At 47.7% G+C, this 24732-nt stretch carries 24 protein-coding genes; 5 read left to right on the top strand and 19 right to left on the bottom strand.

The genetic code is table 11. The features are described 5' to 3' along the window. Positions 1-10 precede the first annotated feature (10 nt). Positions 11-574, top strand: coding sequence for a hypothetical protein (locus WBJ53_RS28065; RefSeq protein WP_338872483.1), 564 nt, complete (start codon positions 11-13; stop codon positions 572-574). Between the two features lie 69 nt (positions 575-643). Here WBJ53_RS28065 and recA read toward each other — a convergent pair whose 3' ends face one another. The 3 genes from recA to WBJ53_RS28050 form a co-directional block, all read right to left on the bottom strand. Continuing rightward, positions 644-1738, bottom strand: coding sequence for a recombinase RecA (gene recA / locus WBJ53_RS28060; RefSeq protein ID WP_338872481.1), 1095 nt, complete (start codon positions 1736-1738; stop codon positions 644-646). A 239-nt stretch (positions 1739-1977) separates the two neighbouring features. Further along, on the bottom strand, positions 1978-2466 hold the full coding sequence (locus tag WBJ53_RS28055; RefSeq protein ID WP_338872479.1) for a hypothetical protein: 489 nt from the start codon (positions 2464-2466) through the stop codon (positions 1978-1980). Positions 2467-2621: 155 nt separating this feature from the next. After that, the gene (locus WBJ53_RS28050) at positions 2622-3863 is read right to left on the bottom strand and encodes an ABC transporter permease (protein ID WP_338872477.1); all 1242 of its coding nucleotides are present in this window, start codon (positions 3861-3863) and stop codon (positions 2622-2624) included. Positions 3864-4162: 299 nt separating this feature from the next. Here WBJ53_RS28050 and ggt point away from each other — a divergent pair, with 299 nt between their 5' ends. After that, a complete protein-coding gene (gene ggt / locus WBJ53_RS28045; RefSeq protein ID WP_338872475.1) occupies positions 4163-5974 on the top strand; it encodes a gamma-glutamyltransferase in 1812 nt (603 codons plus the stop codon). Positions 5975-6046: 72 nt separating this feature from the next. Here ggt and WBJ53_RS28040 read toward each other — a convergent pair whose 3' ends face one another. The 7 genes from WBJ53_RS28040 to WBJ53_RS28010 all read right to left on the bottom strand — a co-directional run bounded on the left by WBJ53_RS28040 (position 6047) and on the right by WBJ53_RS28010 (position 12621). After that, positions 6047-6634, bottom strand: coding sequence for a DUF4142 domain-containing protein (locus WBJ53_RS28040; RefSeq protein WP_338872473.1), 588 nt, complete (start codon positions 6632-6634; stop codon positions 6047-6049). 90 nt (positions 6635-6724) lie between these two features. Further along, on the bottom strand, positions 6725-7633 hold the full coding sequence (locus WBJ53_RS28035; protein ID WP_338872471.1) for a flavin reductase family protein: 909 nt from the start codon (positions 7631-7633) through the stop codon (positions 6725-6727). 30 nt (positions 7634-7663) lie between these two features. Beyond that, on the bottom strand, positions 7664-8842 hold the full coding sequence (gene fahA / locus WBJ53_RS28030) for a fumarylacetoacetase (protein WP_338872469.1): 1179 nt from the start codon (positions 8840-8842) through the stop codon (positions 7664-7666). A 14-nt stretch (positions 8843-8856) separates the two neighbouring features. Next, positions 8857-9294: a MarR family winged helix-turn-helix transcriptional regulator gene (locus WBJ53_RS28025; RefSeq protein ID WP_338872467.1), complete on the bottom strand. Its 438-nt coding sequence runs from the start codon at positions 9292-9294 to the stop codon at positions 8857-8859. A 162-nt stretch (positions 9295-9456) separates the two neighbouring features. Next, positions 9457-10194: a phenylalanine 4-monooxygenase gene (gene phhA, locus WBJ53_RS28020; protein ID WP_338872465.1), complete on the bottom strand. Its 738-nt coding sequence runs from the start codon at positions 10192-10194 to the stop codon at positions 9457-9459. A gap of 95 nt (positions 10195-10289) precedes the next feature. Further along, positions 10290-11426 carry a 4-hydroxyphenylpyruvate dioxygenase gene (gene hppD / locus WBJ53_RS28015; RefSeq protein ID WP_338872463.1) on the bottom strand — a complete coding sequence of 379 codons (1137 nt, stop codon included), beginning with the start codon at positions 11424-11426 and terminating at the stop codon, positions 10290-10292. Between the two features lie 31 nt (positions 11427-11457). After that, on the bottom strand, positions 11458-12621 hold the full coding sequence (locus WBJ53_RS28010) for a homogentisate 1,2-dioxygenase (RefSeq protein WP_338872461.1): 1164 nt from the start codon (positions 12619-12621) through the stop codon (positions 11458-11460). A 282-nt stretch (positions 12622-12903) separates the two neighbouring features. On the opposite strand from WBJ53_RS28010, the gene WBJ53_RS28005 reads away from it, so the two are divergent. After that, on the top strand, positions 12904-13800 hold the full coding sequence (locus WBJ53_RS28005) for a sugar phosphate nucleotidyltransferase (RefSeq protein WP_338872459.1): 897 nt from the start codon (positions 12904-12906) through the stop codon (positions 13798-13800). Positions 13801-13892: 92 nt separating this feature from the next. Here the strand turns inward: WBJ53_RS28005 and WBJ53_RS28000 are convergent, their stop codons facing one another. The 9 genes from WBJ53_RS28000 to nusB form a co-directional block, all read right to left on the bottom strand. Further along, on the bottom strand, positions 13893-15293 hold the full coding sequence (locus WBJ53_RS28000) for an OmpA family protein (protein ID WP_338872457.1): 1401 nt from the start codon (positions 15291-15293) through the stop codon (positions 13893-13895). Positions 15294-15541: 248 nt separating this feature from the next. Further along, complete coding sequence (locus tag WBJ53_RS27995; RefSeq protein ID WP_338872455.1) at positions 15542-16114, bottom strand: DUF4136 domain-containing protein; 573 nt, start codon at positions 16112-16114, stop codon at positions 15542-15544. Positions 16115-16191: 77 nt separating this feature from the next. Continuing rightward, positions 16192-17853, bottom strand: a complete 1662-nt coding sequence (locus tag WBJ53_RS27990; protein ID WP_338872453.1) for an amidase — start codon at positions 17851-17853, stop codon at positions 16192-16194. Positions 17854-17896: 43 nt separating this feature from the next. Then, complete coding sequence (coaE, locus tag WBJ53_RS27985) at positions 17897-18511, bottom strand: dephospho-CoA kinase (protein ID WP_338872451.1); 615 nt, start codon at positions 18509-18511, stop codon at positions 17897-17899. Between the two features lie 53 nt (positions 18512-18564). Further along, the gene (locus WBJ53_RS27980; protein ID WP_338872449.1) at positions 18565-19275 is read right to left on the bottom strand and encodes a hypothetical protein; all 711 of its coding nucleotides are present in this window, start codon (positions 19273-19275) and stop codon (positions 18565-18567) included. 67 nt (positions 19276-19342) lie between these two features. Then, positions 19343-19663: a preprotein translocase subunit YajC gene (gene yajC / locus WBJ53_RS27975; protein WP_338872447.1), complete on the bottom strand. Its 321-nt coding sequence runs from the start codon at positions 19661-19663 to the stop codon at positions 19343-19345. Positions 19664-19675: 12 nt separating this feature from the next. Beyond that, positions 19676-20128, bottom strand: coding sequence for a DUF1573 domain-containing protein (locus WBJ53_RS27970; RefSeq protein WP_338872445.1), 453 nt, complete (start codon positions 20126-20128; stop codon positions 19676-19678). 94 nt (positions 20129-20222) lie between these two features. Then, on the bottom strand, positions 20223-20525 hold the full coding sequence (locus tag WBJ53_RS27965; RefSeq protein WP_338872443.1) for a YtxH domain-containing protein: 303 nt from the start codon (positions 20523-20525) through the stop codon (positions 20223-20225). Between the two features lie 86 nt (positions 20526-20611). Then, positions 20612-21748 (bottom strand): transcription antitermination factor NusB, encoded by a 1137-nt coding sequence (gene nusB, locus WBJ53_RS27960; RefSeq protein ID WP_338872441.1) that lies wholly within the window; start codon positions 21746-21748, stop codon positions 20612-20614. Positions 21749-22077: 329 nt separating this feature from the next. Here nusB and WBJ53_RS27955 point away from each other — a divergent pair, with 329 nt between their 5' ends. Together WBJ53_RS27955 and WBJ53_RS27950 are read left to right on the top strand one after the other, a co-directional pair. Beyond that, a complete protein-coding gene (locus WBJ53_RS27955) occupies positions 22078-22773 on the top strand; it encodes a hypothetical protein (RefSeq protein WP_338872439.1) in 696 nt (231 codons plus the stop codon). A gap of 121 nt (positions 22774-22894) precedes the next feature. Continuing rightward, positions 22895-24676 carry an ABC transporter ATP-binding protein gene (locus WBJ53_RS27950; RefSeq protein ID WP_338872437.1) on the top strand — a complete coding sequence of 594 codons (1782 nt, stop codon included), beginning with the start codon at positions 22895-22897 and terminating at the stop codon, positions 24674-24676. Positions 24677-24732 lie beyond the last annotated feature (56 nt).

Raw genomic sequence — 24732 nt, 5'->3', positions numbered from 1 at the left:
ATAAAAGGCCATGCAAAAAATTTATCTGATAGGGTGCGTAATTGCAGTAGGGCTATGGGGATGCATAAAACCAATTACACCGGCCATTCCTGCTGTGTATTCAACTGACTATTGGGGCGAAGTTTCGGGTACACTTCAGGGTTCAGCTTTAAAGAACCCACGGATTGCCGCTGCTTCACGAACGCCTTGCAGCAATAATGCCTTCGATATCACTATTACCGAATTCGGCGATAATGGGGGAAAACAAAGCCTGTTAAGCCTGCTTAATATTCCCAAAAAGGTTGGTTCGTGGTCTAAATTTAAGGTCGATTACGACTTGCTGTATTGTGGTACTGATACCATTGGCTCTATATTTAGATCTATAAGCTGGGGTGTTTACAAGCCTCTTATCAGTAGCGAAACACTAGTAACGATTCAATCCTTTGATGCGGTATCGGGCGAAATCAAAGGCTCTTTTAGTGTTAGGATGGTGCCTGACGCTCAGGTCGATAAATCGGCACCAACGATGCTTGAGATCAAAAGTGCATCGTTTACAACAAAGCTTAAGAATAGTAACGGGACCTATACTAAATAGGCTAGTTCGGCTATTGCATAAAAAAAGGTGAATGCTAAGCATCCACCTTTTTTTATGCAGGAATTCGGTTTAATCGTCAATCTCGCCTTCACCATCGGCATCAGTACCTTCCAAAACAGGATCGAGCAGAGCTTCTTCGTCTTCAGCGATTTTAGCACGGATTTTTCCTTCCAGTTCGGCCATCAGTTCAGGGTTATCGAGCAGTAACTCTTTAACAGCGTCGCGGCCTTGTGCAAGCCGACTGCTGCCATAGGAGAACCAAGACCCCGATTTCTTGATGATATCCATTTCAACGGCGAGGTCAAGTATTTCACCAACTTTTGAGATCCCCTGACCATACATGATGTCGAACTCAACGACTTTAAACGGAGCCGCCAGTTTGTTTTTAACGACTTTCACTTTAGTCCGGTTACCCACTACATTGTCGGCTCCTTCTTTAATTTGCCCAATCCGCCGAATATCGATCCGTACAGATGCGTAGAACTTCAGTGCGTTACCCCCGGTGGTTGTTTCAGGGTTGCCAAACATCACACCGATTTTTTCGCGAAGCTGGTTAATGAAAATGCAGCAGCAGCCGGTTTTGTTGATCGTACCGGTTAGTTTTCGCAACGCCTGCGACATCAGACGAGCCTGCAAGCCCATTTTGCTTTCGCCCATTTCGCCCTCAATTTCGGCTTTAGGAACCAGCGCTGCTACAGAGTCGATAACGATAATGTCGATAGCGCCCGAGCTAATCAGGTGTTCGGCAATTTCAAGCGCCTGTTCGCCATTGTCGGGTTGCGAGATAAGCAGGTTTTTGGTGTCGATTCCCAGTTTCTCGGCATATACACGGTCGAACGCATGCTCGGCGTCGATAAAGGCGGCTAATCCACCATTACGTTGCGCTTCGGCAATGCAGTGCATGGTCAACGTGGTTTTACCCGACGATTCGGGACCGTAGATTTCTACAACACGGCCACGCGGCATACCGCCGATGCCCAAAGCCAGATCGAGCCCCAGCGAACCTGTCGAAATGACTGGAACATCAACGACTTTAGTTTCGCTAAGACGCATTACGGTGCCTTTGCCAAATGCTTTATCTAACTTTTCAATGGTGGTTTGGAGGGCCTTTAACTTATTGTCATTAGCAGATGCTGTGGCTTGCGCCGTATCTGATTTTGCCATGTTGGATGGTTGTTTAAACAGATAAAATTAACCAAAAAACACTGGATTGCCAAATGCTTTCAGTAAAAAGTTAAAGCTATTGCAGGCAGTCTGAACAGGTTTTGAGTTTGTGGTTTAATTGTCTGATTGTGAGATTGATGGTTCTTTAGATGAGCCTGTGCAAATGGGCCCCTTAAAAATAAATAACAGGGCAAATATAATACAACTATATTACATTGGCCCTGCTTTTTGAAAATGAATTAGATGGTCGAATCGGCAGGCGCAGGAAGCTGTTGTTGTGGCGGGGCTTGTTGCGTATCCGGTTGAGGGTAGGGCTGGCGTTGTCCACCCGGATAAGCTGGGTTTGTACTATAGGGGGATGGCGGTGGCCCTATTACCTCAACTCCTGTGATGTAGTATTTCGTTTCGCCATTCCAGGGCAATTTCAGAATCTTTTCTTCGTAGTGTAATGTTACACGCTGGCCTGTTTTTACCGCTTCTGTTATCTGTTTGGCCACGGCTTCGTCTTTCACCGAGAAATCAAAGTACTGTGGGGTTAATGAGCCAGTTTCGCCCGAAAAGCCCCCAACGTTCAAAACACCTTCGTATGTCTTGAAAAGATAGCCCCGGCGGCTAAATTTTGAAACGGTTCCGGCACGTTCGCCATCGCTATAACTCCAGCCGGTAAGTGCGTATAGAACGCCAAAAACAACTAATAAAAAGAGCAGGAAGTACAATAACCCTCGCATGGATATGATTGGTTAAGTTGCAGTTTACACCGTGCAAATAGACAAAATTTTTGGATACGTTCAGAAAACAGAACGTGGATGAATGCGAATTGTTTACAGAGACAACACGCTCGAATGAGACGGGATTTAGGTAGAAAAGCCACCTATTAGACAAATTACTTAGCCCGAATAGCAATGACCGGATCGAGACGGGCGGCCGAAAAAGCAGGAATAATACCCGACAGAACACCAATAACACTCGATACGCCCAGGCCGAGGGCAATATTGCCGGCTGTCAGGTGGAGTTCGAGACTGCCGAGCTGCATAAAAGAAAGCAGATACACCAACCCAATGCCTGCCAATCCACCAACCAGGCTTAACAGAATGGCTTCGAACAGAAACTGAAACAGAATGACGTAATTTTTGGCACCCAGCGATTTCTGAATGCCAATGATGTTGGTGCGTTCTCTAACGCTCACAAACATAATATTGGCAATCCCAAAACCACCAATCAAAATCGAAAAACCTCCAATAACCCAGCCCGCAACAGTCAGAACCGAAAAAATACTGCTGATTGCCTGAGCGGCAGCTTCGGGCCGGTTAATGGCAAAGTTATCGTCCTGGGTTGGACGTAACCCCCGGCGGGTTCGCATGAGCCCCCGAATTTCGCTTTCAAGTTCCAGAAGCCCTTCATCTTCGTCGTAGCCTTTTACGGCAATGTCGATGCTGGGTGTAATCGAATGATACATTTTGGCAAATGCACCGAGCGGAATCAGGCATTTAACATCGGGGTTGCCTCCAAAATTGACCAGACTTTCTCCCTTTTTTTCCTGAACGCCTATAACAACGAAGCTCAAACCACTTATTTTAATGGATTTGCCAATAGGATCTTCGCCCGGAAAGAGATTTTCGGCAACGTCGGCTCCAATAATGACCACATTGCGGGCAACGTCGATTTCCTGTGGAGTGAAATAGCGGCCATCGGCTACCGGCACTTCCGAGATTTTGTTATAATCGAATGTTGTTCCCTGAATCAGCGATGTCATGCTATTGTTGTTGCGTTTCACCGTTACCCGACCTTTAAAATCCATAGCAACAATGGCCTGGGCATTTTCGAGTTTATCGTTCAGAAACCGATATTCTTTATAGCTTGGCTCGGGGCGCTGAAAATATTTCCACCATTGGTATTCGCCCCCAAACGACCAGGGCCATTTTTGTATATATACCACTTTGTCGCCAATAAACGACAGGCTGTCTTTGATGTTCCGTTCCAGCGAATCGACCAGTGTAAAAACGGCAATGATGGCAAAAATACCAACGGTTACACCCAGCAGCGAGAGCGTTGTGCGCAGAAGATTCGAACGAAGCGCCTGCCACGCAAACCGAAAACTTTCGAGAACCTGACGAATAAACTGCATGAGTGACGATCGGGTCGGATAGGCTTGTGTTGTGCCCAATCCGGTGAACGTAACAAAGTAAAAAATTAAATTGATACTAGCCCACCAATTTCGGACAAGTAGCTCGTTCCGATGGATAAATGGTTTCAGAGGGCATCGGTTTGCCAGAATCGACGCCCTGTTAATTCTGGGTGGAAAGCCATTTTGCTGAACAAAAGATTTATCAAGTTGTACTAATTCATTTGTTTGGCGAGTGGGCGTATTGCTGTAAGGCAAATTTTGTAGTTTAGTGGTTTCCAATTACCTAGCCGGAACGCTGTATGCAAAGACGCATTACTTATTTTTCTTTATCAGTTGCTTTTGCGGTGGCATTTGTCGCCTGCAAAACACAGGCTCCATCAACAACCAGTACGAGTTCATCGAAAGTTGAACAAGGGCAGGGCGTTTATCAATATCGCGACGAAGATCCGACCGTTAAGCCATTTTTCTCCGACCGCAAAGGCGTAGTTGGTCGAAATGGTATGGTCGCTTCGGCACATCCTGAAGCTTCTAATGTAGGGCTGGCCATTCTTAAAGCAGGCGGAAATGCAGTTGATGCCGCGGTGGCGGTCCAGTTTGCGCTGGCCGTAGTGTATCCGGGTGCCGGTAATATCGGTGGGGGTGGATTTATGGTATACCGGGATAAGGCCGGTCAGGCCTACACGCTCGATTATCGGGAAAAAGCCTCCGGTCAGGCTAGCCAGAACATGTACCTCGATTCGGCGGGGAATGTGCGCCCGGGATTAAGCATATCGGGACATTTGGCCAGTGGAGTACCGGGCTCGGTAGATGGAATGGCCGAAGCGCATAAACGCTTTGGTAAACTATCGTGGGCGCAGGTGTTGCAACCCGCCATCGATCTGGCTGCCAAAGGCTTTCCGCTCACCGACCGCGATGCGTTGGGCTTGAACCGTATTAAAGCCGATTTGCTTAAAATCAATCCTGGTAAAGTCTATTTTCTGAAAAGTGCGTCGCCGACCGATACGGTTAGCTGGCATAAAGGTGATTTGTTTGTGCAGTCCGATCTGGCTAAAACCCTGCAACGGATTCAGGCACAGGGGCGCGCGGGTTTCTACGAAGGTGAAACGGCTCGGCTGCTGGCCGAAGAAATGAAACGGGGGAATGGACTGATTACGGAAGAAGATCTTAAAAACTATCACTCTGTCTGGCGCAAACCCTTGGAGGCAAAATATAAGGAATATAATGTGATCACGATGCCGCCAACCTCCAGTGGTGGCGTTGCTTTGATCCAGCTTATGCGCTTTACGGAACCCTATCCGTTGCACAAATGGGGTTGGAATCGCGATTCTACTGTGCAGGTCATGATCGAGGCCGAACGGCGTGTATATGCCGACCGGGCCAAATTTCTGGGCGATCCTGATTTTGTGAAAGTGCCGGTCGATACGCTGATTAGCCCTGCTTATCTTCGCACGCGCTGGACCGACTTTTCGTTTGCCAAAGCTACTGATAGCAAAAACGTAAAAGGCGGTGTAATTCCGGGATACGAGAGTCTGGAAACAACCCACTTTTCAATTGTCGATAAAGAAGGCAATGCCGTTAGTATTACTACAACGCTCAACGGGGGCTACGGAAGCCGTGTGGTTATTGGCGGGGCAGGCTTTTTCATGAATAATGAAATGGACGATTTCAGCATCAAACCGGGTGTTCCGAATATGTTTGGTCTGATCGGCAATCAGGCAAACGCTATTGCTCCCCACAAACGGATGCTATCATCCATGACGCCGACAATTCTGGAAAAGGATGGCCGACTGTTTATGGTAGTTGGAACACCAGGCGGCTCAACCATCATTACATCGGTTTATCAAACCATTCTCAACGTGATTGAGCACGGAATGAGTATGCAGGAAGCAGTTAATGCGCTGAAGTTTCACCATCAGTGGCTTCCCGATAAAACGATCTTCGAGAATGGCGCTTTTACGGAAGCTACCATCGAGAAACTACAAAGTCGGGGCTACATCCTCGAACAGCTAACCAACACACTGGGACGTATGGACTGCGTGCTGATTCGGCCCGACGGTTCTTATGAAGGAGCTTCGGACCCTCGGGCCGATAATACGGCCCGAGGGTACTAAGTTTGTCATTGGTAAATTGGTCATTAGGGATTGTTTCCAATGCTTAATGACCAATTTACCAATGGCCAATACTTAATCCAGCACATTCTTCAACTCCCGCGATTGCTCTTTATGTTTCTTATCGTCGCTGAGGAGTTTTTTGGCGTATGATTTTACCGCGTCGTTGGGAGCATCGTCTTTCAGGTCATCGGCATCATCGAGCGCATCATCGTTTAGGTCGACCATAAACGTGAGGTATTGCAAATCGAATGCCGTGCCTTTCGACATATCGCTTAGTTTCGATAACTGATCGTTGCTCCTGGGGCTTAGCTCGGTAGGGAGCGTAAGGTTCATCTGTTTGGCCAGCGATTGAAGCGTACGGTCGTCGGCCTGATGATCGTTCATGACCCGTTGCGCGTAGGCTCTCACTTCTGGGTTGGTGGCTTTTGTGAGCGCAACCTTACTTAGCTCATACTCAGTATGGCCACTATTACTCAGCTCGACCATTTTTTTTGCCACTTCTTTTGCTTCTTTTTTGGCATCATCGCTCATGGCAACGGCCTGCCGGTCGATCCGGTCGTTGTTAATTTTCTCCGCTTTTTCGAGACTATCGGAACCCGAGAAACAGCCCAGCAGTAGCGATACCATGAAAAGTGCAGGAAGTAGGTGGTTAGCTTTCATTGGGGCAGTATGTTTAGTGAATGGTAGTTCATTAGAAAAAGCAGCAACTCCTACAAATGACTATTGACCAATAATCAGATAGTGCATTGGCTACTGCGTTTGCAATAGTGTCAACCAGGCCTCTTTTACTTTGTTCTCGGCCAGGAGTTGTTTGGCTCTGAAATGAAGCAAATCAGGTAAATACTGACACCCAAATTGTGCTTCCTCAATCAACTCATCTAACACGCCTGAGGCTTTGAACTCACTGATTTCGTCGATAGTGGGCAGTGTAGCAAAGCTGCCCAATTTTCCTAAATCGTTTCCCGTCAGTATGCTGCTAGTGCGAATCGGTTCCGGGATCTGATCGAAGCCTATTCCTATTTTGGGGCGGGCTACTTCAAATAGTGCATCGCCATGCGCACGGGCATACCAGTCGCCACCCATTCGGCCAATCAAATCAAGGCGGTGTGGGTCAATAGCGCCGGTTTCGTTGAAAATGGCATCGTTCAGGTGGGCCATCACTACTTCGCAGACAATCAGATAACCGGAGCCCGGTGGGTAAAAATCGCCCGTAGACTGTTCATGGGTTGGAATAATTTGCCGGACAATGCATTCAAACGAGGCCGGAGATTCGCCAACGCGCGGTGGCCGAATTCGCTCCGACGGAATGGCCGTGAACCCTGCTTTTTCGAATTCGTTAATGCCACGTTCAAACTCAGCACTGGCCAGCGACATTTGCTCGACCATTGCGTAATTAACGATATTGATTACAACTTCACCGACTTCTTCAACGTTAAGCAGTGTATGTTTTTTGTGCCCATGACGGTTGATGCTGGGGGCAAAAACCAGCGTAGGGGGATTATAACCGAAAATATTGAAGAAACTGAATGGGCTCAGATTGACCTGTCCGGCAGCGTCGATAGTGCTGGCAAACGCAATAGGGCGCGGGCCGATAGTGCCGATCATATACCGATAAAATTCGTTCGGTTGCAGATCGGCCGGGTTGATGGTTCTTGTCATGGCAGTGAGTCGCTTACCTCAACAAATAGGTTAGGAGGGGAGAACAGTTCCCGCAACATCGCCCAGATCGACGCGAATACCGTCTGAAAATCCCCCGCCACGCAGCAATACGGTATCGCCATCGTTCAGAAAAGTTCTTGTTTCGTGCGTGTTCAGATGCAGTGGCCGGGTTCCGTTCTGACTAAGTTCAAGTAGCGAGCCATAGCTGCCAGAATCGGTTCCTGAAATTGTACCGGTAGCCAGTATGTCGCCAATCTGCAAATTACAGCCGCCAACCGTGTGATGGACAATCATCTGTGCGAAACTCCAGTAAAGATAGCGGGCATTGGTGCGACTGATGACAATTTGTTCATAACCAACGGGTTGCATAATAACTTCTAATTCAAGATCGAAATGCGACGGCTGGGTAGTTTGTAAATACGGTAGAGGAGTTGGCTCCTGCTGTGGGCCGTTTATGCGAAACGGTTCAAGATCTTCGAACGGAACAACCCAGGCCGATAGGCTTGATGCAAAATTTTTCCCCAGAAATGGCCCTAGTGGCTGATATTCCCACCGCTGAATATCGCGCGCCGACCAGTCGTTGAAAAGCGTAACGCCAAAAATATAGTCTTCGGCTTCATCTATAGCAATCGATTCGCCCAGTGCGTTGCTTTTGCCGATGACCAGACCTAGCTCTAATTCAAAATCCAGTGCCTGCGACGGACCAAATGTGGGTTTGTTGTCGGCGTTTAAAAACTGACCGACTGGTCGGCGGATCGGTGTTCCTGATACGACAATCGACGACGCCCGACCGTGATAGGCTACGGGCAAATGACGGTAGTTAGGCAGCAGAGGGTCGGCATTGGGCCGAAACATTCGGCCCACGTTTTCGGCGTGATGGATACCAGCGTAGAAATCGGTGTAATTGCCAATCCGCACGGGCAGGTGCATCTGTACGCGCGACTCATCGATAAAAGCCTGATCATGAACATGCCTGAAAGCAATAGTTTCGTCGTTGAGTAACTCTTTCAGGTGTTGTCGAATGCGTTGATGAGCGGGTTTGCCCAGGGCAATAAAATCGTTCAGGACGGGCTTTGTAAATACAGTTGGATCAATACCCAGATCATCGAAATAGCCAAGCAGGCCGACAACTTCGAGGTCGAGAATCTGCCGACCATGTTTATAGCCAACACGGGGCGATGCAATGTCGTAACTGAAAATGCCGTACATAAGGAAAGGGGCTACTACTCGCTGATATTGCTGTAGATAGAATCCATTATCCTGACAAAATGTTGATAATCTTCTTCGCTTAGATCGCCCCAGCCTTTGCGACGCATGGCCGACACGATTGGGAGTACTTCCTGATGTTTTGCTTCGCCTGCTTCGGTCAGATACACCAGAAATTTCCGGCGGTCGTTATCGGCCATTCGGCGTTCGGCCAACCCTTTTTGCGAAAGCAAATCAATGATTCGCGTAACCGTTGGTGCATCTTTAGTTGTCATTTCCGAAATGGTATTCTGGCTGATGCCCGGATTTCGGTAGAGGTGATCGATAACAACCCATTGATCTACAGTTAGTCCAAAGTCGGCATCGTTAAATTGCTTCTGAAGCGCATTGCGAATTTTTTTGATAGTCGTATCAATCTTAAAGAAGTAGGCCCGTGTATCTGAAGGATGCGTCATAGAAACCTCCCAGCGGCTGAGGGGAGCGTTTGGCTGCTCCGATGTAGGTTGGGAGCACTAAAATTAATAAACTATGGCTATTTGTGGCCATTGTTAACAGAACTGTGGCACGGTTGCTTCGGCCATCCGACAGAATAAGCTTCTGAGAAGAAGCGATGCACTTTAATCATGCCAGAGTTCTGTTAGTAGTTCTTCCAGAGTTGCTTCAATTTCGGGTACGGAATGATACAGTTGCTCGAACGATTGAATGACGAAATATTGCTCCTGAAAATGATCGATTACATAGGGCGTTTGCAGGAGTTTGCTTACATTATAAGGCAACCGACGCGGATGTGGGCTATACAGACTGTAGGTTGTTTCGCCAACCGACGACAAAATTCCGCCACCATAGATCCGTAATTCTTCAGATTCTTCAATCAGACCGAATTCGACCGTATACCAATACAACCGCGAAATCATGTCAATGGCTGGTTCGTGATCAACAAAACGAAGCGCAATTCGGCTGAGCGATGCCAGAAAGTCACAGAATGCCTGATTCGACAGCATCGGAACATGCCCGAAGGTATCATGAAACATATCGGGTTCGGGCAAATAATCGAGTTGATTGCGCCGACGAAGCCAGGTTGTTGCCGGAAAGTTTCGGTTGGCCATCAGATCAAAAAACGCCCGATTGGGAATCAATCCTTCAACGGCCGAAACCCGCCAGCCCGTCAGTTGCTGCAAACGCGGATTTAAATCCCGTTCAAAATCAGGAATCCGATCGGCCCGAAAGCCGGTTGCCACAATCCCGTCGAGATACGCCTGGCTGGCTTTCCCCGGTAATTGTGCCATCTGCCGTTCGAACAGAAGTTGCCAAACGGCCTGGTCGTCGGCTGTATATTGTGAATAAGATTGGTTCATGGCAAATGAGTGATTGAATAAGCTTCGCCTGAAGATTCATCCAGTCAAGAGACCCCTAATTCAACCGCAACGGCGGAGCGTAATTCAATCATTAATTAAAGTGTTCCCCTTAATGCCTGTTCCCGTTCGATGGCTTCGAACAGGGCTTTGAAATTACCTTTCCCGAACGAGCGGGCTCCCTTCCGCTGAATAATTTCGAAGAAGAGAGTAGGACGAGGGCAAACCGGTTTGGTGAAAATCTGAAGCAGATAGCCTTCGTCGTCGCGGTCGACCAGAATGCCTAGTTGGCGCAATTGATCAATGGACTCATCGATTGCGCCAACCCGTTCGGCAAGCTGGTCGTAATAGGTTTCGGGTACACTCAGAAATTCGACACCCCGATCGCGCAGCGCCAGAACAGTTTCAACAATATGATCGGTAGCTACGGCAATATGCTGAACGCCGGGGCCGCCGTAGAAATCGAGGTATTCTTCGATCTGCGATTTTTTCTTTCCTTCGGCCGGTTCATTGATCGGGAATTTTACACGACCGTTGCCGTTGCTCATCACCTTACTCATTAGCGCCGTATACTCAGTCGAAATATCTTTATCGTCAAACGAAACCAGTTGCTGAAAACCCATTACATCGTGGTAAAAATTCATCCAGATGTTCATTTCATGCCAGCCTACATTGCCAACCATATGATCGATGTATTTTAACCCGACATCGGTAGGTTGATAATCGGGTGTCCAGGGCGCGTAGCCTGGCAAAAACACACCGTCGTAGGCTTCTCGCTCAACAAATACATGAACTGTGTCGCCATAAGTGCATATGCCTGAGCGGACCACATAGCCATGTTCATCGTGCTCATAGGTCGGTTCAATAAACGGCGTGGCACCGCGCCGAACTGTTTCGTAGAAGGCGCGGGCGGCATCATTGACCCATAAAGCTACAACCCGTACGCCATCGCCATGCCGATCGATATGCCGCCCAATGTCTGTGTCGCTGTGCAGGGGAGAGGTAAGCACAATCCGGATTTTCCCCTGTTTCAATACATAGGACTCCCGGTCTTTCAGGCCAGTAGCCAAGCCAGCGTGAGCGATCGGCTGAAAACCAAAGGCTGTCTGGTAATAGTGGGCGGCCTGTCGGGCATTGCCAACATACAGTTCAATATAATCAGTACCGTTGAGTGGCAAAAAATCGGCCTGCTCTGAGGCCGTTGGTTGATCTTCCAGGGTTTCTATTGCTTCCATTGTTGTTTGTTGATAAGGTGAACGCTGATCGTTACAACGCTAACCACGATTTGTAGTAGTTGCCGTCGTCAATCTGCAAAGCCTGTTCGGTTAGCATCAGCGGACGAAACGTATCGACCATGACAGCGTACTCCTGCGTTTCTTTTTTGCCAATGCTGCGCTCCATTGCACCCGGTGCCGGGCCGTGTGGAATACCGCCGGGATGCAGGGTAATATGCCCGGCGGCAATATCATTGCGCGACATAAAATCACCGTCGACATAATATATGACCTCGTCGGAGTCGATATTCGAGTGGTTATAAGGGGCAGGAATAGCCTTTGGGTGATAATCGAACAAGCGGGGCACAAACGAACAGACGACAAACGAATCGGTCTGGAAGGTTTGGTGGACGGGTGGTGGCTGATGGACGCGGCCCGTTATGGGTTCAAAATTGAAAATCGAGAAGCCATACGGAAAGTTGTATCCGTCCCAGCCCACTACATCGAACGGATGGCTGGCATAAACCAGCGAATGCAGAGCGCCCTGTTTTTTAATTTTGATCAGGAAATCACCGGTTTCGTCATGCGTTTCCAGTGAGCCGGGCCGGATGATGTCGCGTTCGCAATAAGGCGAGTGTTCCAGCAACTGACCAAACTGATTCCGATACCGCCTGGGCGTATAAATTGGCGAGTGCGACTCAACATACAGCAGCCGATTGTCGGTAGAATCGAATTCGATCTGGTAAATAGTTCCACGCGGAATAATCAGATAGTCGCCATATTGGAATGGTATTGTTCCAAACAGGGTTCGTAGCCGACCCGACCCGCGGTGAATAAACAGCATTTCATCGGAATCGGCATTCTTATAAAAATAGTTGGATAGCGATTGCTGTGGGGCCGCAAGCCCAAAAATCAAGTCGTTATTGACCAGTAGGGGTATCCGGCTCGTCAGATAGTCGTTGGCGGTCGGTATCGAAAAGCCAATGAGTTTCCGCGACAGCATATTTTTATCGACGGCAATTTTGGGGCTCATGTCCACGCTTTCGCGCACTTCGCGTACCATTGTTGGGCGGTGAACATGGTATAACAACGACGACATTCCCTCAAAACCAATGGTACCAAACAACTGCTCATAATACAGCCCTGCGGCATCTGGCTTCTCGAATTGAGTATGCCGTTTCTGCGGAATGCGACCAAGTGAATAATAGAATGGCATAATCCTCAGACAACCAAACGAACCGGTTATGCTGTTGATACCGACCCGGATTGATCGTGTTTTTATTGATGAAGAATTATAATTGTCTAAACAACTATTGTTTTACATACAATTATACTACTAAACAACATAAATTGCATATTGTTTAGAAAAAATTTTCTTATAAGTTGATTGGATGGATAAAATAAATGTAGAAGTCCTTTGTATAGGTAGCCGAAAACCTTTTACCTAATTTTGGAACCGACTGAAGAGAATTAACTACTGACTAATAACTTAAGAAGAATGCAACCTACCCTTTTAATCCTGGCGGCTGGTATGGGTAGCCGTTATGGTGGCGTAAAACAACTCGATAAGTTTGGACCCAATGGTGAGACCATTATCGACTATTCGCTCTTTGATGCTATTCGGGCTGGTTTTGGCAAAGTAGTGTTTATTATTCGTGAAGAACTACGTGCCGATTTTGACGACGTATTTGGCGAGAAATTAGCCGGTAAAATAGACGTTGATTATGCCATTCAGCGGCTGGATTCCTATGTACCTGAAGAAGCGGGCGAGGTGCGTCGGTCGAAACCCTGGGGAACGGGCCATGCCATGCTTTGCGCCAAAGATCATACAAAAACGCCTTTTGCTGTGATCAATGCCGATGATTTCTACGGCTTCGAGGCTTTTCAGTTAATCGGCGATTTCCTGAAAAACGATACTGACGACCAACTGCAGGCAATGGTTGGCTATGAGGTGAAGAAAACCTTATCAGAAAACGGTTCGGTATCGCGGGGAGTATGTACCGTAAACGAAAACGGCAATCTGACAACGGTAATCGAACGGACAAAAATTTATGAGAAAGAAGGCCGGATTGTGTATGAAGAAGCTGATGGTCTGACGCCTTTAGCGCCCGAAACGCCTGTTTCCATGAATTTTTGGGGTTTTAAGCCTTCGGTATTTCCGCTGGTGCAGCACCAGTTTGAAAGCTACGCTATTGCCAACATCAACTCGCCTAAGGCCGAATTTTATATTCCGACCGTAATGACGAATCTGATCCAGACCGACCTGGGGCATTGTAAAGTGTTCCGAAGCCGGTCAGAGTGGTTTGGAGTCACGTACCCGGAAGATAAACCCATTGTGCAGGCGGCATTGCAGCAACTGCATAACGATGGCAAATACCCGGACAAGTTGTGGTAAAAAAAAGTTTAGTGTTTATGGTTGTTCCGCCCAGGAAGTTTCCAAATGAGCAGAGTAGCCATAAACACTAAACCATAAACGGTAAGCGAAGCTTACTTCTTCGTCACGCGCACGGCAATCCGGCGGTTTTGGGCGCGACCCTCAGCGGTTGCATTCGAAGCGACCGGGTGCTCCTGGCCATAACCTTCTGCATCCAGCCGGGAGGCTGCAATACCTCGCTTAACCAGTTCGGATTTTACGGCATCGGCCCGATCCTGCGATAATTTCTTATTGACTACAGCGCTACCAGTATTGTCGGTATAACCACCCAATTTAAGGTCTACCTGTGGATAAGCTTTTAAAATCTCAACCATATTGATCAACTGCTCATGCGACGATGGCTTAAGCGTGGCTTTGCCCGTGTCGAATAGTAAGCGATCGAAGTTGAACCAGGTTGTTTTATCGACGGGTTTATTCTTGTCTTCAATAAACTGAATCAGCTTATTTTCGATACCGAGCTCTGGAATGTTAAGCTCAACACCCGATGGCAACTTGTGTTTGAAGAACGATCCGAGTTTGGCGGTAGCTTCTGCAAGTTCTTGTTCGGCAGAATCGATAGCTGCACCAACAGCACTACCAAGGCTATCGGTCGCTGCCGAAACATCAGAAGCAGTACTATCGACCGTTGCCCCCATGCTGTTTTCGGCCGACGATGTTGTAGTGGTACTATCTTTTTGGCAGGACCGCAGCACAAAGAATAGAGCTAATGCGCCAAGTGCCAATAAAAGCCAGGGTAGCCAGCGATTTCCGTTGCCTCGATTGTCATCATCGTCGTTATAAATGGGGACTGACGACGGTTTGTAAGTAGCCGTTGACTCTCTGGCAGCCGAGGTCATGTTCGACAGTTTGGCACCCAGTCCACCTAAAAGGCCCAGTCCGGGAATAGTGCTGAGTAGCGAAGCCAAACCCGATGGAACAGCAGCCTCAACAAGAGGGGCCTGGCTATTCAGTAAGTTGGTTAGACCAACGGGACCGCTGCCATCGTCAGTCATTTTTTTACCTATTAAACTTAGCAGGATTGGGCTAACCAGGCTCATTAGCGACGATGCCGACGATTGCTTTACGCCACTAAAGCTGGATATGGCTTCGGCAATAGAGGCTGCTTTGTTGCCAAACAGGCTGGAAACAAGGTCTGAGCCAACAGAAAGGAGGCTGGAAAACTGGCCACTTTTGCCATTAATCAGGTCGTCGAGCTGACCGAGTACACCATTTGTTGACCCAATTACTTCGCCTGTGTTACGATTAGGTGTGGTGAGCTGCCCAATCAGGTTCATAATTGTCGACGGGCCTCCGGGTTCCGATGCTTTCTGAATAATACCGCCCAGCACAGCGGGGAGCACGCTGTTTAGCGCTGTTTGGGTTTGGGTTGTGCTTTCGCCAAGATGGTTACTCACCTGATTCACAACAGTATTTGTAAGGTAAGCTTTCGCTAAGTCTAAGAGATTTACTGCCATTGGTATAATTTGTTTAAGTGTGCAGCTCATTAGACGGTGAATTGTGAATAAATAACTATTTTGAGAGTTTTTTTTATTTAAAGCATCCTTGGGGAGGTATTTAGGTCGGTTTGGGATTATAGATTATACCTGCCCGGTGTTTTGATGAATTCGGGCTGATAGGTCAGCAATTGCTCTTTAAACCCGTGTATGCCTATTACCAACTCAATTGAGTTGGTAATAGGCATACACGGGTTTAAGTTGTGCACTTAACTTTTTTGATCGGGATATTTTTCAACAATTCGCTGCACTTCGCGGGTTAAGTGAGCGGTTATGCGGGTTGGGTCAATCAAGGCATCTTCTACCGATCCGCGCCATACCAGTTTATGGGTGCGGGTATCGACCATGTCGACAACAAGAGTTCCGGCTTTATACTGTTGCTGAACGTATTGCTGGCCACCCCAGCCCCACCAGCCAGGCATCCATCCTCGCCATCCCCAGCGGCCCCAACCCATATATGGACCATAGATTGGAGACGACGGAGCGGCTACCGTACGGGTTTTATCTTCCACAAAAAAATGGTAACCGATCAGCAGATCAGGGTTGGCGTTAACCTCCTGAAGTCCTTTATTGGACAGCACGCCATTCATCGTATTTTCGACGCTTTCAGTGGCTAGCGAGTTATAATAAACAGGGTTTTGACCCGCCTTAACGTCGGAGTCCATCCAGGCATAGGTTTTGTATTTACTGAAATCGACCCGGTTGTTCTTATCGACAGTTACCCGTGGCGAACACGCATAAATCACTGCCAGTAAACTGGCTAACATCAGCACTTTTCTCATAACGTTGTGTTGTTTACCGTTTTTCTGGTAAACTGGCTGTTTCTGGAAAAGTTTGCAGCGGACTATTGGCTAATTGCTTACAAGGTTGGGTGCTTCTTATGCCAGTCGGTAGCATCCTGATAGGCTTTGGCTACGGCCAGTACTTTACCCTCTTCGAACAATTGTCCCATAAACGTAATGCTGCTGGGCGTATTCTGCTGGTTAAAACCATTAGGCAATACCACGCAAGGGTTGCCGGTTAAGTTTGTAAGTGTTAGGTTGCCACCCGCATAAGCTGGGCTAACATAAACATCAATCCTGGCAGCCTTCAGTCTTGCGTCCAGTTCATTGATGAGTTTTGTCCGGGCACGATTTGCCTGTATATACTCAACCGCTGGCACGAATCGCGACGAGCGGAATTTGTTAGGCCAGGCACTTTTGAGCTGACGGACCAACAGATCGTCTTTGCCCGACCGGGTTAGCTCATCAAAAGCAGCAGCGGCTTCAACACCCAGCAAAAACGAAATATGATTTGCTGGAACACTGGTTGGTAGATCGAACGGGACTAACTCAGCTCCTAACTGCCGGAGCGTTTGGAGCGTCAGTGAATCGTTCATTCTGGTAGGATAATTACTTTCAAAGGCTTTTTTTACGTAGCCAATCCGCATTCCTTTCAGTGAAGTTAATGGGCTATATTGAAAAGGAGCATCAATCACAGTAAGATCATTACCATCTGGCCCATATATGGCGTTGAAAACCAGCGCACAATCTTCTACTGTGCGGGCAATTGGCCCAATTTTATCCATGCTCCAGCTAAGCGCCATGGCACCGTGGCGACTCACCCGGCCAAACGTTGGTCGCAGTCCGGTGGTGCCGCAAACGGTGGATGGCGAAACGATAGACCCCAGCGTTTCGGTGCCAATCCCGAACGGCAACAGACCCGCTGAAACAGCCGATGCCGTACCAGCCGACGAGCCACTAGAACCTGTTTCGGGCTTCCAGGGATTGCGGGTTTTTCCCCCGAACCAGACATCGCCCATGGCCAGTGCTCCGAGTGTCGTTTTTACGCATAAAACGGCCCCTGCTTCGTCGAGCCGTTGGATAACGGTAGCATCGAGATTCAATTGCTGCTCCTTATAGGGAGTTGCTCCCCAGGTTGTTTTATAATTTTTTTGGCTTAACAAATCCTTAGCTCCATAGGGAATACCATGCAGTGGACCGCGATAGTTACCCGCTCGAAGTTCGGCATCGGCCCGAGCAGCTTGTTTAAGTGCCAGTTCTTCTGTAAGGGTTATGACGCAGAAGAGTTTGGAATTATAGGTTTTAAGCCGGTCAAGGAAAAACCGGGTTAGTTCAACCGATGAAATTTGTCGGGTTCGAATCAGTTCGCCCAGTTGCGCAACGGTGTAGAAAGCCAGGTCGTTTCGGTTCGCGGGTAAAGTGACCTTACCAACAGGGGATGCGTTAAATGATGAAGCACCCGCTGGAAGTTTGAAACCGGCCGGAAGCGGATTAAAGTACAAGGCTGGAGCTATGTCGTTCGGAAGGTCAACTTTGCGGAGCGCTTCATAATCGGTTCGAAACCCATTGAGATTGTCGAGCATGGAATCGCGCTCGGCGGCAGTGAACGTCAGGCCCAATAACTGGGCTGCCACTTCAGTCATGCTGGTCGTTATTGGTTTTTGGGCATCGTCGGTACTAAAGGCACCCAGAAAGAAACTGCCCAGGCAGGCAGCGAGGAAGAGAACTTTTTTTTTCATCAGATCAGGCTGTTGACAAAGCAATAGCCTAAATTACGGCAAGTCACGAATTAATCGGCTGTTGCCGTAAAAATTCGTCATGAATGGCCAGTACCTGCGGAATCAGCAACTGATGCTCATCATTGTTGATAACGTAATCGGCCAAGAGCAGGCGCTCGTCGTCGCTGATTTGCTGGTGAATGATGTTTCTGATTTCTTCTTCGGAGCGATGGGGGTCCCGTTTCTGGATTCGCTCGATCCGTAGTTGCAAAGGAGCCTGAACAACAATCACTTTATCGAGCGTATTGCCATGACCGGCAGCGTTCATAATTGCGGCCTCTTTAATCAGATAGGGTTTGTCGGTATGTTCCCGAATCCAGGCCTGGGTGTCGCTCAGAACACGTGGATGGATAACCTGATTGAGTTGCTGTAGCAATACAGGATCATTGAATATCTGAGAAGCGATCCAGCGCCGATTATAGTGGCCAAGAGCATCATAGGCATTAGAACCCATTAGGCGCAGAATATCGGCCTTTAGAATAGGATCATGTTCGGTGAGCCACTTCGCCCGATCGTCGGCTATGTATACTGGTATGCCAAGTGTTCTGAAAATTTGACAAACCACACTTTTGCCCGAGCCTATACCGCCCGTTACGCCAATTTGAAGGGGAATTGCCATGGCCGTTTTTGGGGTTATCGCCTGGATAAGACCAGAAGCTCGTCTGGTCTTATTTATTTTTGAGACGTAGTTGTTGAAGGGAGAGAGAGCAACTCACCCACTTCGAAACTGACCGCTACCCGATCGGTGCTAACATGCAGTAGTGGATGACGGAAATGGTTGATAGCTACTTCATTGTCATAATTATCGGCAATGCGTTTGCCGGGAATACTTAGCATAATCGTATCAGACAGGCCACGAACCAACCGGGCTGGGCCTTCTACCTGAATGGTGTGCGGAGTGAGGTTAATTATACTGGAAACAACAAAGCGAGGTGCCAGATTAATATGCAAACTGTCGGGGATCAACCGAATGGTTTTTGTCATTCGCCGATCGAAACCCATTTCGACCGTATCGGCCACAACATAATTGACATGCAATTTCTTGATATGTTCGGCCAGGGCCGCTGTTAAGGACGATGTGTTAATGATGGAGGCCTGTAATGGGTTCGGTACTGTATAGTCGATTGGATCGACCCGAAACGGAAGCCAGGAATGGCGTAGTAACCCCCAGCCATCACCCGAAACATTAACCCGGACAGTACGGGGCAGGGGTTTGGTTGGTACAAACAGCGAGTCGTTATAGATGAACCGGATGGGGTATTCAATATTTAGCGTATATCCGGTTTTGTTCAGTGCGTTTAAAAACCAGAACAGCGTAGCTGCGGCCAGACATAAGAAAGCCTTTGTAGGCTGAAACGGACGATTGTTTGACGGAATAGTCACAATACAATTAGTATAGCAGCCCCGTTGCTGAGCGTTGGAATATTTTGCTCAGCAACGGGGCTTTCTTTTATTTGTCCGATTCGGCGGGTTTTGCAGAAGCCTCGCGTGAGATCGATGACTTCTCGAATGTCATTTTAACGCCCCGGTCTACTTCAAGCGTAACGGTTGTTCCTTCTACCGATGCAATGCGCCCGTGAAGACCGCCAATCGTTACTACGTTATCGCCTTTTTTGAGATTGTCGACAAAGCTCTTCTGATCTTTCTGCTTTTTCTGCTGCGGACGAATCATGAAGAAATAAAAGACACCAATGATACCTACCCACAACAGTACGTTGTAAAGCATAGATGTATTGGAACTGCCCGAAGCCTGGAGTAAAATCGAAAACATGGAGTAGTTATATTATGATTTTTGGGTAGAATCGGCTTTGGGATTCACCAAAGCTTTGAATTGCAGATCCGTCATAGACGGATCGGTATTGGCAAAGATCGTAACCGTTTTATTTTGTTCACCACTTTTTCCCCGGCTGTTGAACCGAACCCGGATCGAGCTTGTCTGGCCGGGAGCTATCGGTTCGCGGGGCCATTCGGGAGTTGTACAACCGCAGGATGCCGTAATGTTGTTGATAATCAGCGGAAATTCGCCGGTATTGACGAATTTGAACGTGTGCTCAACGGTATCGCCTTCGGTAAGGGTTCCGAAGTCATAAATGCCTTTTTCTTCGAACGTTATTTTAGGCATCTTCCCCGATGCCGTAGCCTTTGCCGATTCGCCCTGCTTTCGGTTATCGCAGCTAATCTGTCCAAAACTTACCGCAGCCACGGCCAGAACAAAAAGCCAATTCTTCAAATACATGGGGTAGCTTATAGAGTTTATAGTATACAGTTTATGGGGTTCGGTTGTTGACAAAAAGAATACCGAACCCTGTAAACTGTGGACCTGGACGCATTTAGGCGTTTTGTTGCTTGATCTGAGCCATCAACCGATCGACATCTTCCAGCAATCGTTCTGCTTTTTCGCGGGCATCGTTTACAACGCGCTGCCCCTCATTTTTCGACAGATTTTCGGGTAGCTCTGTGGAGTTAACCAGATCGTTAATCATACTTTCGATCTGTTCCCGGTACTTCGATAGACGAAACGTCAGGCGATCGCGGGTAACTTTCCCCTTATCGGGGGCATACAGCAATCCGATAGCAGCACCTGTAGCAATTCCGGTCAGCAAAAAGGTTAAATCACGGCCAATTCTGCTCATTTTCTAGAAAAGTTTTCAGTTTTCAGTTTTAGTCTTCAGCAAGGTGATACTGAGAGCTGTAAACTGTAAACTCAATTAACTAAAGACTATTTATTATCCAGTAACCCGCGTCCGCTCTTACGCAAACGCCCGGAAGCCTGTAGCTTTTCGGAGAGGTTATCCAGTATTCCATTGACAAATTTACCGCTTTTAGGCGTACTATATGCTTTTGCCAATTCGATATATTCATTAATCGTTACCTTAACCGGAATGTTTGGAAAGTTAAGCAATTCGCAAACAGCCAGTTTAAGAATGATCTTATCGAGCATTGCTACCCGTTCAACATCCCAGTTTTTCAACTGATCGACCAGCAACTGTTCGTAATCGCTGTCATTTTCCAGCGATTTCTGAAAAAGTGTGTTCAAAAACAACTCATCTTCTTCCCAATCGTCGGTTAAAGGTTCCAGTTGCAAACCGGTTGGGCTTTGCGCCGATTTAAGCGTTCGGATGGCCAGACCACGTACGACTTCACTGTTTTCGGCCCAGCTCAAATCGATCTCGGCCAGATGGTCGCGAATAACTTCGTGCTTAAATATAAGTGTTCGGAGCAGATATTGTACCAATGTCTGATCTTCATCGGCTGTATGGGTTCGCTGAGCACAATAAGCACGGTAGGTTTCGTCGGTTTTCAATACGTCGCGCAGGGCTTTGCGAACAAAGCCTAAATCGTCGGACCACGATACATTGTAACGGAGGGCTTCGTTCTGAAGAGCCTGAAGGCCAGCCAACGTTTTAATGACCGAATTGTCGTTTAAATCGGATTCGAATGGGAAAGGAACTTCGTCGACATCGCGGTACTGGCGTTCACGATCAGTACGGGCTGCATGCCCCAGTTCGACCATGAGCAGTAGTACCCGCAGATAATCTTCGTAAATGCCATTGACCTGCCTGAGCATCATTTGTGAAAAATGCTGTCGATCTTTTTTGGCCCGAACCTGGTAAAATAAATAACCGTCGTTGGCAGCTTTAAGAACTTTCTGGGGGGCGTCGTCGTCCTGGGCGGGCTGATTGGTTTTAATGGCCTCTTCAAAGAGCAGGCCAGCAAGTTGTCGGTAGCCTTCGAGCTGCCGTTTATCCTGTGGCTGCATCGAATTCAGATCGGGCTGAAAGAGATCCGTAATGCCATCGAGGGCTAATTGTTGATTAGAGAATTCGGCCTGCTTAAGTGCATAGAGCGCCTGCATGACCTTTATTCGGAGTAGTCGCCTGTTGAGCATCCCGGATAAAACTAGTATATCTACCGATAAAAAAAAGAACTGCTTTAACTCAGCAAAATTAAGAATTATTGCCCAGATGGCCAAGCCCTGAGTGTAGTCTGTCAGAAAAGCGAGTGTTTGAATGTAAAATGTTGGAATTATCGTGCATTACATCTTGGTGTTTCTAACAATTTAAATTAAAGTTTATATTGTCTATAGATAAATAGTTAATTTGGCTTTGCAGAGTTGCAAAGCCATCATTTTATTCGTAGTTTTCCAGTTGAAACCGTATGACTTAACCTATACTGATCCTTTACATGTTTGTTGTTTTCTGGCGCCAAAATAGCCGTTTGGTATCTATTGCTATTGCTTTGCTAGGGTTTTTGTCGGGGTGCGGGCCAGCACGTTATGCTTACTTTCAGCCGCAGCAAAACAATTTTCATCGTCTTCAGAATACGGCAAGTTTTATCGTAGCTACAGATACAGTACCTGCTCAAAATGTTGCCGTATCGGAAAGCTCCGCTTTTTCTGCAACAAGCCCATTGGCTACTACCATACTGGCAACCCCGTCTGCCCAACAGCCTGCATCACTACCCTCTGCCATAAATTCGGGCATACACCGTAATCCCGATAGTTATCATAATCAGCGGTTCAGTAAGTTGTTTCGGTCGTTGCCTGTTGCACACGTAGCCCCAAAAACGCAGCTGATTGACCGGCATAGCCGAAATCGGAAAACCTATAAACTGGCGTTGGTGGCACTGGGCATGGGGATTTTGTCGTTCAGTTCGCTGTTTATTATAGGCGGAAGTACGCTTACCTGGGTATTAGGTGTAACGCTTCCGCTTGCTACAACCCTGTTGGGCGTTGCCAGTATGACTACTATCAAACGAAATCAGGATCGGTATCGGGGAAAGGGCTGGGCAATGGCCGCTATTATGCTCGGTACGGGCGTGCTTGGGCTTGCATTGGTAGCGCTGGCCGCTTTGTCGGTATCTGAAACCATAAATCGCTGACTTCGTTTTTCAGAAATAAGCCTTTTGCTAATTTCTGCCAGTCTGCTGGCGTTGGCTCAGGCCTGGGTGCAACTTTTCCCGGATTCGGACGGTTACGAAAATAAAGTTGTTGGGCCGTACTGTGAAAGCACTTTCCTACCTGAATAAATATCTCCTCAAGTATAAATGGTATCTGATTTGGGGGACGATATTCACGATTATTTCCAATCTTTTTGGCATTTTCCCGGCGCAGTTAGTTCGTTATGCGCTCGATTTGGTTCGGGAAACGCTCGATGTTTATTACCTCTACGACAAATCGCCATTGCAGTCGTCGCTGTATGAAGTATTTGCCTTCAGCCTGTTGTTGTTTGGTATAATGACACTGGTGATGGCCTTGCTGAAAGGTTTCTTTCTGTTTCTGGTTCGGCAAACGCTCATTGTTATGTCGCGCCATGTGGAGTATGATCTGAAAAATGAGATCTACGACCATTATCAGACACTACCACTGAGTTTTTATCGCCAGCACAGCACCGGCGATCTGATGGCACGTATTTCCGAAGATGTCAGTAAAGTCCGGATGTATGTTGGACCAAGCATTATGTATGGTCTGAACCTGATCGTATTGTTCATTCTGGTCATCTCCTACATGGTTAGCATCAACGCCCGCTTGTCGTTGTATGTGTTGTTGCCATTACCAATTCTGTCGGTGGCTATCTATCTGGTGAACAATATTATTATTCGTCGGTCAGAAGAAATTCAGCGTAGTCTGTCGAAACTGTCGACCTATGTGCAGGAGGCTTTTTCGGGAATTCGAGTGCTGAAAGCCTTTGTGCAGGAGAATAATTCGGCAACCCGGTTTGAGGCCGAAAGCGATCAGTATCGTAGCAAGTCACTTAGCCTCACGCGTGTTGATTCGTTGTTTTTTCCAATTGTGGCCATTCTGGTGGGATTGAGCAACGTATTGGTTGTGTATGTTGGTGGTCAGGAGATTCTGGCAGGGCGGTTAACGCCCGGTAACATAACGGAATTTATTCTGTATGTAAACATGTTAACCTGGCCCGTTATGGCGCTCGGCTGGACAACAAGCCAGACACAACGGGCGGCCGCTTCGCAACAGCGCATCAACGAATTTCTGTCTATTAAATCAGACATTGTTTCGCAGAAGAACATTCGACATTCAATTAATGGTGAGATCGAATTCAAAAACGTTCGGTTTGTTTACCCTGATTCAGGAATTGTTGCCATTAAAAACTTCTCGATGCATGTTCGGGCGGGCGAAACTGTGGCAATTCTGGGAACGACTGGTTCCGGTAAAACTACACTGGCCAATCTGCTGACCCGAATGTATGATGTTTCGTCGGGCGAAGTGCGAATTGATGACATTCCGGTCAAAGACTACCATCTGACCTCTATTCGGGAGCAGATGGGCTACGTTCCGCAGGATGTGTTCCTGTTTTCAGAAACGATCAGCAACAACGTTCGGTTTGGGAAACCCGATCTGCCGCAGGAGCGTGTAGAGCAGGCCGTTCGGGACGCTGATCTATATCAGAACATTATCGACTTCCCTGAGCAATTTGAAACACGGGTTGGCGAACGGGGTGTTACGCTTTCGGGCGGGCAGAAACAACGGCTAAGCATTGCCCGGGCTATTGCCCGCGATCCCAAAATTCTGATTCTGGACGACTGTTTATCGGCAGTAGATACCAATACGGAAAATATTATTCTCAACAACCTGAAGCGTATTATGGCCGATCGGACATCGGTTGTTATTTCGCACCGCGTTTCGTCGGCAAAGCTGGCCGATTATATCATCATGCTCGATGAAGGAGAGATTATTGAGGAAGGAACTCACGAAGAACTGATGGCCAGCAATGGGGCTTATCGTGAGCTCTATGAGAAGCAGCTACAAACCGAAGAGGTGTAACTATTGCTTATTCGGTAGCGCATGGGCAATACATATTACGACAAAGGCCCCGGCAA

It is taken from the genome of Spirosoma sp. SC4-14 (assembly GCF_037201965.1).
Classification (GTDB): Bacteria; Bacteroidota; Bacteroidia; order Cytophagales; family Spirosomataceae; genus Spirosoma.
This window is presented reverse-complemented; position numbering and strand designations above follow the sequence as displayed.